At 73.1% G+C, this 13,874-nt stretch carries 13 protein-coding genes; 7 read left to right on the plus strand and 6 right to left on the minus strand.

Going from position 1 to position 13,874, the window contains the following annotated elements:
• Positions 1-14 precede the first annotated feature (14 nt).
• Complete coding sequence (locus PAI11_RS11265) at positions 15-1,382, plus strand: MlaD family protein (protein ID WP_007574637.1); 1,368 nt, start codon at positions 15-17, stop codon at positions 1,380-1,382.
• Between the two features lie 19 nt (positions 1,383-1,401).
• Here the strand turns inward: PAI11_RS11265 and PAI11_RS11270 are convergent, their stop codons facing one another.
• From PAI11_RS11270 to PAI11_RS11285, 4 genes are all read right to left on the minus strand, one after another.
• Complete coding sequence (locus PAI11_RS11270) at positions 1,402-2,334, minus strand: helix-turn-helix transcriptional regulator (RefSeq protein WP_007574639.1); 933 nt, start codon at positions 2,332-2,334, stop codon at positions 1,402-1,404.
• A gap of 45 nt (positions 2,335-2,379) precedes the next feature.
• The gene (locus PAI11_RS27830; protein WP_211656586.1) at positions 2,380-3,606 is read right to left on the minus strand and encodes an ABC transporter ATP-binding protein; all 1,227 of its coding nucleotides are present in this window, start codon (positions 3,604-3,606) and stop codon (positions 2,380-2,382) included.
• Positions 3,607-3,801: 195 nt separating this feature from the next.
• A complete protein-coding gene (locus PAI11_RS11280) occupies positions 3,802-4,416 on the minus strand; it encodes a TetR/AcrR family transcriptional regulator (RefSeq protein ID WP_040599935.1) in 615 nt (204 codons plus the stop codon).
• Positions 4,413-5,042, minus strand: coding sequence for a TetR/AcrR family transcriptional regulator (locus tag PAI11_RS11285; RefSeq protein ID WP_040599936.1), 630 nt, complete (start codon positions 5,040-5,042; stop codon positions 4,413-4,415). Before PAI11_RS11285 ends, PAI11_RS11280 begins: the two co-directional genes overlap by 4 nt.
• 250 nt (positions 5,043-5,292) lie before the next feature.
• Here PAI11_RS11285 and PAI11_RS11290 point away from each other — a divergent pair, with 250 nt between their 5' ends.
• The 6 genes from PAI11_RS11290 to PAI11_RS11315 all read left to right on the plus strand — a co-directional run bounded on the left by PAI11_RS11290 (position 5,293) and on the right by PAI11_RS11315 (position 10,964).
• Positions 5,293-6,120 carry an SDR family NAD(P)-dependent oxidoreductase gene (locus tag PAI11_RS11290; RefSeq protein WP_007574643.1) on the plus strand — a complete coding sequence of 276 codons (828 nt, stop codon included), beginning with the start codon at positions 5,293-5,295 and terminating at the stop codon, positions 6,118-6,120.
• A 50-nt stretch (positions 6,121-6,170) separates the two neighbouring features.
• Positions 6,171-7,337 (plus strand): acyl-CoA dehydrogenase family protein, encoded by a 1,167-nt coding sequence (locus PAI11_RS11295; RefSeq protein ID WP_007574645.1) that lies wholly within the window; start codon positions 6,171-6,173, stop codon positions 7,335-7,337.
• A gap of 97 nt (positions 7,338-7,434) precedes the next feature.
• Positions 7,435-8,760, plus strand: coding sequence for a phytoene desaturase family protein (locus PAI11_RS11300; RefSeq protein WP_007574647.1), 1,326 nt, complete (start codon positions 7,435-7,437; stop codon positions 8,758-8,760).
• Positions 8,761-8,786: 26 nt separating this feature from the next.
• Positions 8,787-10,115, plus strand: coding sequence for an aromatic ring-hydroxylating oxygenase subunit alpha (locus PAI11_RS11305; protein WP_007574649.1), 1,329 nt, complete (start codon positions 8,787-8,789; stop codon positions 10,113-10,115).
• On the plus strand, positions 10,112-10,627 hold the full coding sequence (locus PAI11_RS11310) for an aromatic-ring-hydroxylating dioxygenase subunit beta (RefSeq protein WP_007574651.1): 516 nt from the start codon (positions 10,112-10,114) through the stop codon (positions 10,625-10,627). The genes PAI11_RS11305 and PAI11_RS11310 overlap by 4 nt, the downstream gene beginning before the upstream one ends.
• A gap of 64 nt (positions 10,628-10,691) precedes the next feature.
• Positions 10,692-10,964, plus strand: a complete 273-nt coding sequence (locus tag PAI11_RS11315; protein WP_007574654.1) for a hypothetical protein — start codon at positions 10,692-10,694, stop codon at positions 10,962-10,964.
• 142 nt (positions 10,965-11,106) lie between these two features.
• On the opposite strand, the gene PAI11_RS11320 is transcribed toward PAI11_RS11315, so the two are convergent.
• Together PAI11_RS11320 and PAI11_RS11325 are read right to left on the minus strand one after the other, a co-directional pair.
• Entirely contained in the window at positions 11,107-12,924 is a 1,818-nt protein-coding gene (locus PAI11_RS11320) for an AMP-dependent synthetase/ligase (protein WP_007574658.1), read from the minus strand.
• A 213-nt stretch (positions 12,925-13,137) separates the two neighbouring features.
• The coding region (locus PAI11_RS11325; RefSeq protein WP_138974248.1) for an ABC transporter permease at positions 13,138-13,874 on the minus strand (737 nt) is incomplete at its 5' end.

The raw sequence follows: 13,874 nt of genomic DNA on the forward strand, positions 1-13,874 counted from the left end.
ATGGGGGAGGACGCATGAGAGGCCCGATCCTCGGGTTCCGCGGGCACGTCGCGACGGCCCTGCTGGCGACGGCGATCGCGGTCGCCTTCCTGCTCTTCTTCGTCGGCGTCGGCGGCGGCCTGCCGAGCACCTCGAAGCCCTACGAGCTGCGGGCGCTGGTGCCGACGGCGTCGTCGCTGACCAGCGGCTCGCGGGTGACGATGGCCGGCGTCAAGGTCGGCACGGTGACCGGCGTCCGGCGCCAGGGCCTCGGCGCGGTCGTGTCGATGGAGATCACCGACGAGCGGGTCACGCCGGTGCCGCAGGACTCGGTCGTGCGGATGCGCGCCCGGACCGCGGTCGGCGAGAACTACGTCTCGATCGAGCCCGGCGACGCGAAGGCGACGCTCGCGTCCGGCGACCTGCTGCCGATGCGCCAGGCCGCCGAGTACGTCGACGTCGACCAGATCGCGTCGGTCCTGCAGGGTCGGACCCGCAAGCAGGCCCGCAAGATCGTCAGCGGCCTCGGCTACTCGCTGGCTCGCCGCGGGGAGCGGCTCAACGGCCTGGTCGCGAACGCGTCGCGGGCGCTCGACACGGGCTCCGACGTCGTCAGCACCCTCGCCGGCGACCGCCAGCAGATCAGCCGCCTGGTCGAGCAGCTCGGGGACCTGAGCGCCGCCGTCGGCGACCGCGGCGACGCGATCCGCCTGATCGCGCGCCAGGGCCGGACCGCGTTCACCGCCGTCGCCCGCCGCGACGACGCCGTCCGGCGGACGCTCGCCGAGCTGCCCGCGACGCTCGATCGCGTGCGGCGGACGACCGGCACCGTCGCCGACGTCTCCGACCGCGCGACCCCGGTGGTCGAGAACCTGACCAAGGCCGTCACCGAGGTCCGCCCGGCGGTCGCCGCCCTGCGCCCGGCCGCCCAGGAGGGGCGCTCGATCCTGCGCGAGGTCGACGGGGCCGCCGAGCCGCTGACGGGGACGCTGGCGTCGCTCGAGCGCGCGGCCGGCCCGGCGACCAGGGCGCTGCCGAAGGTCGACCAGGTGCTCTGCCAGGTCAACCCGATGCTGCGCTACGCCAAGCCGTACACGCAGGACGTGATCTCGACCCTGATCGGCCTCGGCTCGGCGTCCAACGCCTACGACGCGATCGGCCACACGATCCGGCTGGTCCCGGTGGTCACCGACAACACCCTCGTCGGCCTGCCCGAGGACGTCAGCAAGTTCCTCTACTCCGCGATCCACAAGGGCCTGCTGGAGAAGCTGCTGCCGCTGAACTGGAACCCGTACCCGAAGCCGGGCGAGCAGGGCCAGCCGTACAAGGGCAAGGGCATCCACGGGCCCAAGGAGCTGCGCGAGTCGGGCTTCGTCTACCCGCGGATCCACGAGGACTGCTGAGCGCCGCCGCCCGCCGAGATCAGCGGCCGCGGCGGCTGCGCCCGGCGGCCGCGGCGTCCTCGCCGGTCAGCGCCAGGAACCGCGACACCGCCTCGACCCGGTTGCCGGCCCGCAGCTTGCGCAGCAGCCGGCTGACGTGGTCCTTGACCGTCTCCGGCGACAGCATCAGCTGGGCGGCGATCTCGCGGTTGGAGCGGCCCTCGACCAGCAGCGACGCGACCTGGACCTCGCGCGGGCTCAGCAGCGACAGCGGGCCGTCGGCGCTCGCGACCGGGTCGATCACGTCGACGCGGGGGAAGGCCGAGCCGTAGCCGTGGCCGGTCGGGATCGAGATCGGGGCGTCGTTGACCTCGCCGATCAGGGCCTGGGTCGACGAGGTCAGGTGGCGCAGCTCGCGCGAGAGCTCGTCGATCCGGGCCCGCAGCACCACCCGCTCCAGCGCCACCGCCAGCATCGCGGCGAACGAGCTGACCTGGGCCCGGTCGAGCGGGCCGATCGCCGGCTCGGGCCGGTCGACCACCAGCAGCGCGAGCACCCGGGCCTCGGGCTGGATCACGCCGAGCGCGAACGCCCGCAGGCCGAGCGCCGCGGCCAGCGGGCTCGGGCGATCGCCGGTCGCGACGTCGGCCTCGGGGCGGCGGACCAGCTCGGCCTCGGGCGACCCGGGCTCGAGCGTCACCGGGTTGGCGAGCGCCAGCCGCCGCAGCTCGTCGCTGGCCGGGTCGGCGAGGACCCCGGTCGCGCCGGCCCGCAGGCGGTCGCCGTCGAGCCCCAGCACCAGCGCCCGGTCGAAGCCGCACTCCTCGCGCGCGGCCTGGGCGCCGGCGGCGAGCAGCTCGCCGACGCCGGTGCAGTCGCGCAGCCGGCGGTGGACGGCCGGCAGCCGGCGCAGCCGCGCGAGGTGGGCCAGCGGCGGCCCGTCGGCCGGCGCAGCGGAGCGATCGGCGTTCATCGGCGGTCCCAGCATAGGCGGGACCGCCGCCGCGATCGGGTCGGATCAGGCATCCATGCCGAGCGGCCCGACCGAGCCGCCGGCCAGGAACTGCTGGATGAAGGCGCTGTCGGAGGCCAGCACGTCGCTCGCCATCCCCGCCTCGAGCACCCGCCCCCGCCAGAGCACCGACATGTGGTCGGCGATCCGCTTGGCCAGCGCGACGTTGTGGGTCACGACCACCATCGTGCCGCCGTACTGGGAGTGCTGCTCGACCAGCAGGTCGCCGAGCAGGGCGGTGCGCACCGGGTCGAGCCCGGAGTCGGGCTCGTCGCAGAGCAGGATCCCGGGGTTCAGCGCCAGCGCCCGCGCCAGCCCGGCGCGCTTGCGCATGCCGCCGGACAGCTCGTTCGGCATCCGGTGGGTGGCGGTCGCCAGGCCGACCGCGTCGAGGTGGTCCATCACGACCTCGCGGACCTCGCGGTCGTTGAGGTCGGTGTGCTGGCGCAGCGGGAAGGCGACGTTGTCGTAGACGTTCATCGCGCTGAAGAGCGCGCCGTCCTGGAACATCACGCCGATCTCGCGCCGCAGCGCGAGGACCTCGGAGCGGCTCATCCGGCTGAGCGGCCGGCCGCGGATCAGCACGTCGCCGGCGTCCGGGCTCATCAGGCCGATGATGTGCTGCAGCATCACGCTCTTGCCGGTCCCCGACGGGCCGAGGATCACCGAGATCACGCCCTCGGGGATCGCCAGGTCGACGCCGGCCAGGATCTCGTTGCGGCCGAAGGCCTTGCGCAGGCCGGTGGTCCGGATCGCCATCAGGTCGGCGTCGGCCTCGGCGAAGGGGATCGACCCGGCCGCGGCCGGATCGCTGCGGTGGCCGTCCTGCGGCTCGCGGCCGTCGCAGGCGGCGAGCAGGCCGCGCAGGATCGCGTCGACCTCGAGGTACTTGCGGACCGGCCCGTGGGCGGCGACGGCGCCGGTCACGACCGCCTGCGGCATCGCCAGCTCGCCGACCTCGAAGCGGGCCAGCTGCTCGCGGGTCAGGTCGATCCGGACCTCGGCCGAGGCGTCGGCCACGATCTCCGGCGGGTTGCGGTCGAGCAGGGCGGTGACCGTGCTCGGCTCGCCGACGAGGCCGAACGCGACGCTGGTGCGGGCGTAGCTCAGGCGCGAGACCGCCGAGGACGGATGGCGGACGGCGCGCTCCAGCCGCTCGCGCAGGCGGGCCAGCGGCGAGCGGTCGGGGTCGAGCGTCATCAGCGCGGCGCTCCCCGGTGGTTCGTCTGTCATCGCCAAGATCGCTCCTCCTCCGTCCCCAGCGCCCGAAGGGGCGAGCACGGATCGCGGAGCGGTCCGGCGCTGGGCCCAGGCAGAATGTACACGATGTCCGGACACCATGCGTGAAATTGTCGGAGGGGCGTGAGGGGGCCGCCGGATGGCCGGCCGGAACGGGGGATCCGCGGGGGCCGGGCCTGCCGTCGCGGCTCAGCGCGCGGCCGGGGCGAGCGCGTAGAGCGTGTTCCAGACCACGTCCGCGAAGCCGACCACGAGCTGGTCGAGGTCGCCGTCCCCGGAGCGGGCGATCACCTGGTGCTCGACCCGCTCCGCCATCCAGATCAGCCAGGCCGCCGTCTCGTGGGGGAGCAGGTCGGGGGCGACCCAGCCCTCGACCTGGCCGCGGCGGATGTGCTCCTCGAGGCTGCCGACGTGCTCGCGCATGATCGACGCGACCTCGTCGCGCAGCTCGCTGTCGTAGCCGGCCGCGTCGTAGACCGAGGCCATCACGCGGGCGTGCGGCCGGTACTCGCGCATCACGTGCAGCAGCGCCGCCGTCAGCGCCTCGCGCGTGAGCTCGGTGTCGAGCCCCCACCAGCGGGCGGCGGCCTGGCGGGTGTCCTCGGTCGCGCGGACCGACCACTCGCGCAGCAGGTCGCCCTTGTCGGTGAAGTAGGCGTAGAAGGTCGAGCGCGAGAGCCCGGCCTCGGCCATCAGCCGCTCGATGCTGATCGCGGCGTAGCTCTCGCCCTCGTCGAGCAGGGCGGTGACGGCGACCCGCAGCCGCTCGGCCAGCTGGACCCGGCGGTCGGCGCGGGTGCTCACGAGCGGGTCCGCGCGTAGAGGGTGCTCCAGACGATGTCGGTCAGCGCCTGCATCAGCCGCTCGGTCTCGACCGCTCCCGCCGGCGTGATCAGCTGGAAGAGCCCCCGCTCGGTCATCCAGGTGATCCAGAGCGCGGTCTGCTGGGCGTCGATGTCGTCGTGGGCGAAGCCGCGCCGCTGGCCGTCGGCGATGTGCGCGGCGACCTCGGAGATCGTCCGCTCCAGCAGGACCGCGAACTGCTCGGCGATCCGCTCGTCGTAGGCGGTCGCCTCGACGACCGCCGACATCACCACGCGGTGGGTGCGGTAGGTGTCGGCGATCCGCTCCATCGCCTCGCGCAGGTCGTCCTTGGTGGCGTCCGGCGGCAGCGCCCACCAGTAGCCCGCCGACTCGATGATCGCGACGATCACGTCCTCGGCGAGCGCCCGCAGCAGGTCGCCCTTGTCCTCGAAGTAGACGTAGAAGGTCGAGCGGGCGATCCCGGCCTGGCGCACCAGCCGCTCGATGCTGACGTCGGTGTAGGTCTCCGACTCCAGGCACTGCTCGACGGCCTGCAGCAGTCGGCCGCGGATCTCCTCGCGGCGCTTGGCGCGAGCGGCTTGTGTGGTGCGGGTGATCGACGGCATGGTGCGACCGGACGGAGTGTATGACAGGCGCGGGAGGGCCATCGTGCCAGCAATCGCGGTGGCGCAGCGACTGCGGCGTCTCGTCCGGACACCATGTCCGGACGATGGTCGGTGGGGGTGGTGGTGCGGGGTGCCGGGCGCGTGGTTGCCGCGGCGTCGCGCGGGGCTGCGCCGCAGGTCGACTGGGCAGAATGACTGGACAGACTGTACGATTCGCCCCGACGCGCGAATCGATCGAAGGAGCAGCGCAGTGGGCGAACTGGACGACAGGGTCGCGATCGTCACCGGAGCCGGTCGCGGCATCGGCGAGCAGGTCGCCCGCAAGCTCAGCGCCGCGGGCGCCCGCGTCCTGCTGAGCGACGTCGACGGCGACGCCGCGGCCGCCGTCGCCGCCGCGCTCCCCGGTCCCGCGGTCGTGCGCTCGGGCGACCTGACCGCGCCCGGCGAGCCCGACGCCGTCGTCGCCGCGGCGGTCGACGCCTGGGGGCGGCTGGACATCGTCGTCAACAACGCCGGCTACGCCTGGGACGGCCCGATCCACAAGGTCAGCGACGAGCAGTTCCAGGCGATGCTCGACATCCACACGGTGGTCCCGTTCCGGATCCTGCGCGCCGCCGCCCCGCACCTGCGCGAGCCGGCCAAGAGCGAGCGGGCCGCCGGCCGGGAGGTCTTCCGCAAGGTCGTCAACGTCGTCTCGCTGGCCGGGGTGATGGGCAACGCCGGCCAGGTCGCCTACGCCAGCGCCAAGGGCGGCGCGGTCGGCCTGACCCGCGCGCTGGCCAAGGAGTGGGGCGCGCTCAAGATCAACGTCAACGCGGTCGCCTTCGGCTTCATCGACACCCGCCTGACGGCGACCGCCGAGGACGCCGGCGAGGTCGAGTCGGGCGGCCGCACGATCAAGCTCGGGATCCCGGCGGCGGCCCGCCAGGGAGCCGAGGCGGCGACCGCGCTCGGCCGCTCGGCGACCGCCGACGAGGCGGCCCGCGGCATCTACTACCTCTGCTCGCCCGGCTCGGACTACGTCCACGGCCAGGTCCTCAACGTCAGCGGCGGCCTGCAGCTCGGCATGGCCGGCTGACCGGCCCCAACCCACAGAACCCGCAACAGCACCGTCGGAGCCCCGATCCCATGAGCACCACCTCCACCGCCTCGGACCTCGTCGACCTCAGCGACGAGCGCCGCGTCCTGGTCGAGACGATCCGCGACATCGCCGCCCGCGAGGCCGGCACGCCGGAGCAGCGCGCCGCGCTGACCGAGGACGGCGTCGAGCAGCACAACGGTCCGCTCTACCGCTCGCTGGCCGAGCTCGGGTTCGTCGGGATCGGGCTGCCCGAGGAGCACGGCGGCGGGGGCGGGACGATCGTCGACGTCTGCCTGTTCCTCGAGGAGGCGTTCTACGGCCAGCTGCCGATCATGGGGATCTCGACGACCCTGGTCGCCGCCGAGGCGATCGAGCGCCACGGCAGCGAGGAGCTGAAGCACGACGTGCTCGGGCGCGTCTGCCGCGGCGAGGTGCTGGCGATCGGGATGTCGGAGCCGGAGGCCGGATCGGACCTCGGCGCGCTGCGCTGCCGGGCCCAGAAGATCTCCGGCGGCTACCTGGTCAACGGCCAGAAGACCTGGTCCTCGAACGCCCACTTCGCCGACCGCGTGATGCTGATGGTCCGCACCGACGACAGCGGCGCCAAGCACGAGGGCATCAGCATGCTCGACGTCGACCTGGCCGGGCCCGGGATCGACATCCGCCACATCCCGACGATGGGCGGCCGCGAGACCAACGACGTCTTCTACACCGACGTCTTCGTCCCCGAGGACCGCCTGATCGGCACCGAGGGCGGCGGCTGGAAGCAGCTGATGGGCGGCCTCAACCGCGAGCGGATCCTGCTGGCGGCGATCTTCGTCGGCCATGCCCGGCGGGCGCTCGAGGACACGCTCGACTACATCCGCGAGCGCGAGCAGTTCGGCCGTCCGGTCGGCAGCTTCCAGGCGCTCCGGCACCGCTTCGCCGACCTGGCGATCGAGGTCGAGTCGTCGCGGATCCTGCTCCACGAGATGGCGCGGCGGCTGGAGGCGGACCCGCGCCGGGTCAGCCCGCGCGAGGCCTCGATGCTGAAGGTCAAGGTGACCGAGACCGCCAAGCGGGTCGCGCTCGACGGGATGCAGATGATGGGCGGCTACGGCTACGCCAACGAGTACGGGATGGAGCGCCACGTGCGGATCGCGCTCGCCTCGACGATCTACGGCGGCACCAACGAGATCCAGCGGGACATCATCGGCAAGAGCTACGGGCTCTGAGCCGGCCGCGCGGGAGCCGGCGCGGTATCGGGTCACATTGTCTGGACAGACTGTGCGATACTGCGGTCGTTCGACCGGAGCAGTCAAGGAGCCGTCCGTGAACAGCGCACCCGACCACTACGACGTCCTCGTCATCGGCGCCGGGATGGGCGGCGTCTGCGCCGCCGCCCGGCTGGCCCACGCCGGTCAGCGCCCGCTGCTGGTCGAGCGGCTGGACCGCGTCGGCGGCCGCGCGTCGACCTTCGACGTCGACGGCTTCAAGGTCAACACCGGCGCGGTCGCGATCGAGTACGGCGGGACGATGGAGCAGACCTTCGTCGACCTCGGGATCGGCGAGCGCTTCGCGCTCCGCGACCCGCAGCCGGCGAACCTGTTCCAGGTCAAGGGCAAGACGGTCAACCCGGCCAAGGGCGGCTGGAAGTTCCTGATCGACCAGATGACGAAGAAGGGCGCCGGCGTCCTGCAGAAGCTCGGCGGCGCCCGCAAGGGCGAGCTGCCCGAGGAGCAGGTGACCCTGGCCGAGTGGGTCGGCGGCGCGACCTCGAACGCGACCGTCCACCGGCTCTTCCGCAACCTCTCGGCGGCGATCTTCGCGGTCAACGCCGACGAGATCCCGGCCAAGGCGTTCCTGACCTACTTCACCCAGAAGGGCGCCTTCAAGCACTTCGGCTTCCACCCCGAGGGCACGATCGGCGTCACCCGCGCGCTCTCCGACGCGGCCGTCGAGGCCGGCGGCGAGCTGTGGCTGCGGAGCGAGGTGACCGCCCTGCAGGTCGAGGACGGCCGCGTCACCGGAGCGACGATCTCGCGCGCGGGGGAGGCGGTGCAGGTGACCGTCGGCGCGGTGATCTCGAACGTCGGCCCGGTCGCGACGATCGACCTGGTCGGCGAGCAGGCGCTCGGCGCCGAGTACGTCGCCCGGATCCGCGAGCGCTCCAACCCGAGCGCCAACATCATCATCCACGTCGCCAGCCGCGAGCCGCTGATCGACGCCCCGGGGCTGCTGCTCTGCTCGGACACCGACCGGGTCTGCAACCTCGGCAACATGACCGCGACCTGCCCCGAGCTGGCGCCCGAGGGCTGGCACCTGACCGTCGCCTACGCGGTCCCGATCCCGGCCGTCGGCGACTTCGACGCCGAGCGCGAGCTCGAGCTGTCGCTGCAGGAGCTGCGCGACACGTTCCCGGTGATGAACGACCCCGAGACGCGGGTGATCGACGTCCGCGTGATGCGCGGCGACTGGCCGGCGCAGCGGGCCGTCTCCGGCTACGAGCTCCCGCGCGAGACGCCGCTGGACAACCTCTTCAACGTCGGCGACGGCGTCCGCGACTACGGCAGCGGCGGGACCCAGTCCTGCGCCGAGACCGCCAAGGCCGTGGTCGACGAGCTGCTCGGCGGCGTCCCCGCGCCCATCCCCTCCTGATCCGCACCACGACGAGGAACCGACCGATGACCCCGACCACCGTGCCGGCCGACAGCGCCGCCTGGGACGCCCTGATCGAGCCCGACCGGGTCCACGGATCGCTCTACACCGACCCGGCGATCTTCGACGCCGAGATGGAGCGGATCTGGTACCGGACGTGGGTCTACGTGGGCCACGAGAGCGAGGTCCCGCAGCCCAACGACTACGTGGTCAAGTCGATCGGCCCGCAGCCGATCATCATGAGCCGCGACAAGCAGGGCGAGATCCACCTGCTGCTCAACCGCTGCACCCACCGGGCGAACCTGGTCTGCGACGCGGCCAAGGGCAACTCCAGCGCGTTCCGCTGCCCGTACCACGGGTGGACGTTCTCGAACACCGGCAAGCTGCTGGGCTACCCCTTCAACTCCGGCTACGGCGGGACCGAGGAGAAGAGGAACCTGGGCCTCGGCCGGGTCGCGCGGGTCGCCAGCTACCAGGGCTTCGTCTTCGGCTCGTTCGCCGAGGAGGGCCCGACGCTGGAGGAGCACCTGGGCGGGGCGACCGACGCCTTCGACCGCCTGGTCGAGCTGTCGCCGACCGGCAAGCTCGACATCAGCGCCGGCTGGCTGCAGCACGAGGCCAAGGCCAACTGGAAGATGCTGGTCGAGAACGAGACCGACGGCTACCACCCGCAGTTCGTCCACGCCTCGATCTTCAGCGTCGCCAAGAGCGGGATCGGCGACCTCTACGGCGAGAAGTCGACCGCCGTCTCGCGCGATCTCGGCGGCGGTCACACCGAGAACGACCTGCGCCCCGAGTTCCGCCGGATCGACGAGCCGATGGGCTGGTTCGGGACCACCGCCGACCGGCTGCCGGAGTACGTCGAGCACCTGCAGGCGGCCCGGGGCCCGGAGCGCGCGCGGGAGATCATGATCGACGGCGCGCCGCACGTGATGGTCTACCCGAACCTCTTCATCGCCGAGATCCAGCTGTTCGTGATCCAGCCGCTGGCGGTCGATCGCACCGTCCAGCACGTGACCGCGATCCAGTACGAGGGCGAACCGCAGCTGAACCGCCGGATGCTCCAGCAGACGATCGGCTCGGTCGGCCCGGCCGGCCTGCTGCTGGCCGACGACACCGAGATGTACGAGCGCAACCAGCGGGGCGTCCACGCCCGCACCCCGGAGTGGCTGGTGCTCAAGCGCGGCACCCACCGCGAGCGCCGGGACGGGGACGGCTTCACGATCGGCGACGCGACCGACGAGGTCCCGCAGCGCGCGATCTGGCGCCACTACCGGGAGCTGATGGAGGCCGGCGACGGCGACGGCGCGGTGGCACCGCCCGCGGTCCCGACGGCGAACGGGAGCGTCCGATGAGCGCGACCGCCGCGACCGCGACCGCCGCCGCCGAGCTGCTGCGCGAGGTCGAGCAGTTCCTCTACCGCGAGGCGCGGCTGGCCGACGAGCACGAGTACGACGCCTGGGAGGCCCTGTGGGCCGACGAGGCGATCTACTGGGTGCCGGCCAACGGCGACGACATCGACCCGACGCGGCAGATGTCGGTGATCTTCGACAACCGCTCGCGGATCTCGACCCGGATCAAGCAGCTCCACACCGGCAAGCGCCACGCCCAGACGCCGCCGTCGGCGCTGCGGCGCCTGATCACCAACGTCGAGCTGCTGGATCCCGACCCCGAGCACCCCGACGACGTCGCCGTCGGGTCGAACTTCCTGGTCTACGAGTCCCGCGAGCGCGGCGTGACGCTGTGGGCGGGCCGCTACGAGCACCGCCTGACCCGGACGCCGGAGGGCGAGCTGCGGATCGCCTACAAGAAGGTCCGGATCGTCGGCAACGACCGGCCGCTCCACACCCTCGCCTTCCTGATCTGATGAGCGCCGCGATCGCCATCACCGGGCCGGTGGCCGCGAGTGGCGCACGCCGGGAGCCCGGCCGATGAGCGAGCGTCGCGAGCGCTCGCTGCCGCTCGGCGAGGCCGCCGCGGGCGACACCCCGGTCGAGCTGGTCAGCGAGTTCGCGGCCGTCTCGCTGGTCGTCGACCGCGACGGCAACGGCCCGCGGCTGCGGATCGAGGACCTGAAGACCGGCCAGGTCGGCTTCCTCGACCCGCTCGAGCTGGAGACCCTGGCCTGGCTGCCCGAGGGCGCCTTGCACCGGTTCCTCGACCCGTCGTTCCACCGCTGGCGCGAGGAGCGGGAACGGGGCTAGGGCCTGCCGCGTCCCGCCGGGTGGCGGGACTTCCGGGCGTGCGCGGCTCGCGTCGCTCGTCGTCGGGGATGGCGGGCGTGGGGCGGGGTGGCTCGGCATCGAGGGCGCGCACCGGGCGCCACCCACCCCGACCCTCCGCGCGCTAGTCGGCGTAGAGGCCCTCGATCGTCGCCGCGTACTTGGCGTCGATCGGCTTGCGCTTGAGCTTCATCGTCGGGGTCAGCTCGTCGCCTCCCGGCTGCCACTCCTCGGCCAGCAGCTCGTAGCGCTTGATCTGCTCGACGCGGGCCAGGCGCTGGTTGGCCTGCTCGACCGCCTCGGCGATCTGAGCGCGGACGCCGGGGTCGGCGGCGACTGCCTGGACCGAGGCGTCGGCCAGGCCGTGGGTCCTGGCGTGGACGGCCGCCATGTCGGGGTCGAGCACCAGCAGCGCGACGTTGTAGCGGCGCTGGTCGCCGATCACCGCGACCTGGCCGATCAGCGGGCTGGCGCCCTTCAGCACCTGCTCGATGTTGGCCGGCGACATGTTCTTGCCGGCCGCGTTGATGATGATCTCCTTCTTGCGGTCGACGATCCGGATCGACCCGTCGTCGTCGATCGTGACGATGTCGCCGGTGGCCAGCCAGCCGTCGGCGTCGATCGCCTCGGCCGTCTTGTCGGGCTGCTTGCGGTAGCCCTGCATCACGATCGGGCCCCGCAGCAGCAGCTCGCCGTCGTCGGCGCGCTTGGCCTCGACGCCGGGGATCGGCTTGCCGACGCTGCCGATCTTGGCCTCGGCCGGCGGCACCGCGGTGGCGGCGCAGGTCGCCTCGGACATCCCGTACAGCTCGACCAGCGGCAGGCCGATCCCGAGCAGGAACTCCTGGACGTCGAGCGACAGCGGAGCGGCGCCGATCAGGATCCAGCGAGCCTGGTCGAGCCCCAGCTTCTGGCGCAGCTTCGACAGCACCGCCTCGTCGAGCGCGGCGTGCTGGGCGGCCAGCTCGGCCGGCACCGGCTCCCCGGCCTGCTCCAGGCGGACCTTCTCGATCCCGACCCGGATCGCGGCCTGCAGGCCAGCGCGGCGCTGCTCGTCGGGCTCGGCGGCGATCCCGGCCTCGAGCGCGGCCTTGAGCTTCTCGACCACCCGCGGGACGCCGCCCCAGATCGTCGGGCGCAGCGCGGGCAGGACCTGGGCGACCGCGCGCGGATCGTCGACCGAGGTCACCTGGACCCCGAGCATCAGGTTGTTGTAGTGGGCCGACCAGCGGTCCGCGGCATGGGCGGAGGGCAGGTACGACGTGATCCGGTCGCCGGGCCGGATGTCCATCACCGAGGCCATCGCCCGCACCTGGTGGACCATGTTGGCGTGGGTCAGCTGGACGCCCTTCGAGGGGCCGGTGGTGCCCGAGGTGTAGATCAGCGTCAGCACGTCGTCGGGCCGCACGGCGCGCCAGGTCGCCGCGAAGTCGAACTCCGGCGCCTCGCGCGCCTCCAGCTCCTCGAGCGCGATCGCGCCCTCGGCCGGGCCGTCGACGGTGACGAACGTCGTCGGGCGCTCGCGGCCGGCCGCCGCGGCGCGGGCGCGGTCGAGGAACACGCGCTCGGTGACGACGACGTCGCTGTCGGCGTTCTCGTACAGGTGCGCGATCTGCTCGGGCGCGAGCGTCTGGTAGATCGAGAACGGCGTCGCGCCGAGGTGGAAGGCGGCCGTGTCGACCAGGTGGAACTCGGGCCGGTTGACGAGCAGGATCGCGACCGTGTCGCCGCGGCGGACCCCGAGCGCGTGGAGGCCGCGGGCGATCCGCTCGACCCGGCGGGCGTACTCGCCGAAGGTCAGCTCGAGCGAGCCGTCGGCGTTGCGCAGCGCGACCTGGTCGGCGTAGGCGGCGGCCGTCGCCTGGAAGGCGGCCGCCAGGGTCGTGGCGGTCGGATCCGCCTCGACGACGTCGACGCGGCTGGGCGTGGCGGTGGTGGCCATCGGTGGTCTCCTCGGCTGATCGACAGGCTGCACGGCCACAATGGCCGGACAGAATGTCCAGCGATTGTAGACGGCCGGGGCCGCGGCGGGGGATCGGTTGCAATGCGCCAAGAGGGCGCTGGTGCGCCACATCCTGGGCGTGAGGGCGGGCCGGGCGCGACGTTCGCCCCGCCGCCCCGCCGCCCCGCGACCCGCCGCCCCGCGGGCGTACGGTCAGCTGCCGCGGCGCTGCAGGATCCGGCTCAGCAGCGCGAAGCCGGCGAGGGCCCAGGCCGCGAGCACCGCGACGGCGAGCAGGTGGTTGCCGAAGACGTCGTGGTCGAGCGCGCCGTCGACGAGCAGCCGCATGCCCTGGGTCGTCGGCAGCGCCTGCAGGATGCCGTCGGCGACCGGCGGCAGGTTGGCGCCGGCGAGGAACGCCGGCGTCAGGATCGGGAACAGCAGCAGGCCCATCCAGGTGTTGAGCTTGTCCGGGCTGCGGAAGAGGTAGGCCAGCCAGAGCCCGAAGCCGACCAGGGCGACGGCCAGGCCGAGCGCGCCGAGCACGAACAGCTCCGGCCGTGGCAGCGACAGCCGGGTCAGCAGCACCGTTCCCGCCGTCGCGACGGAGCCGTAGATGATCCCGACGAGCGCCTTGGCGGTCAGGATCTCGTTGCCGCGCGCGGCCAGCAGCAGCGCCTCGAGCGTCCGCTTGTCGATCTCCTCGGCGAGCACGATCGGCGTCACCAGCAGGCCGATCATGCCGAGCAGCATCGCGACCGCGGCGATCGCGAAGTAGCGGCGCAAGCCGAGCGCGTCGAAGACCGACTGGTCGGCGGCCGGCACGGCCCGCAGCGCGACGGCGACCGCCGGCGGCCGGTCGGCCAGCCGCGCGACGGTCGCCGGCACCAGGTCGGCCAGGCTCGCGACCGTCGGCGAGGGGGAGGGCCGTCGACCATCGCCCCGCGCTC

It is taken from the genome of Patulibacter medicamentivorans (assembly GCF_000240225.1).
GTDB lineage: Bacteria > Actinomycetota > Thermoleophilia > Solirubrobacterales > Solirubrobacteraceae > Patulibacter > Patulibacter medicamentivorans.

Excerpts from the sequence above, each read along its gene's own strand:
- PAI11_RS11270 (WP_007574639.1), bottom strand. The coding sequence starts at position 2,334 with ATGAACGCCGATCGCTCCGCTGCGCCGGCCGACGGGCCGCCGCTGGCC.
- PAI11_RS11320 (WP_007574658.1), bottom strand. The coding sequence starts at position 12,924 with ATGGCCACCACCGCCACGCCCAGCCGCGTCGACGTCGTCGAGGCGGAT.
- PAI11_RS11305 (WP_007574649.1), top strand. The coding sequence starts at position 8,787 with ATGACCCCGACCACCGTGCCGGCCGACAGCGCCGCCTGGGACGCCCTG.
- PAI11_RS27830 (WP_211656586.1), bottom strand. The coding sequence starts at position 3,606 with ATGACAGACGAACCACCGGGGAGCGCCGCGCTGATGACGCTCGACCCC.
- PAI11_RS11285 (WP_040599936.1), bottom strand. The coding sequence starts at position 5,042 with ATGCCGTCGATCACCCGCACCACACAAGCCGCTCGCGCCAAGCGCCGC.
- PAI11_RS11310 (WP_007574651.1), top strand. The coding sequence starts at position 10,112 with ATGAGCGCGACCGCCGCGACCGCGACCGCCGCCGCCGAGCTGCTGCGC.
- PAI11_RS11295 (WP_007574645.1), top strand. The coding sequence starts at position 6,171 with ATGAGCACCACCTCCACCGCCTCGGACCTCGTCGACCTCAGCGACGAG.
- PAI11_RS11315 (WP_007574654.1), top strand. The coding sequence starts at position 10,692 with ATGAGCGAGCGTCGCGAGCGCTCGCTGCCGCTCGGCGAGGCCGCCGCG.
- PAI11_RS11265 (WP_007574637.1), top strand. The coding sequence starts at position 15 with ATGAGAGGCCCGATCCTCGGGTTCCGCGGGCACGTCGCGACGGCCCTG.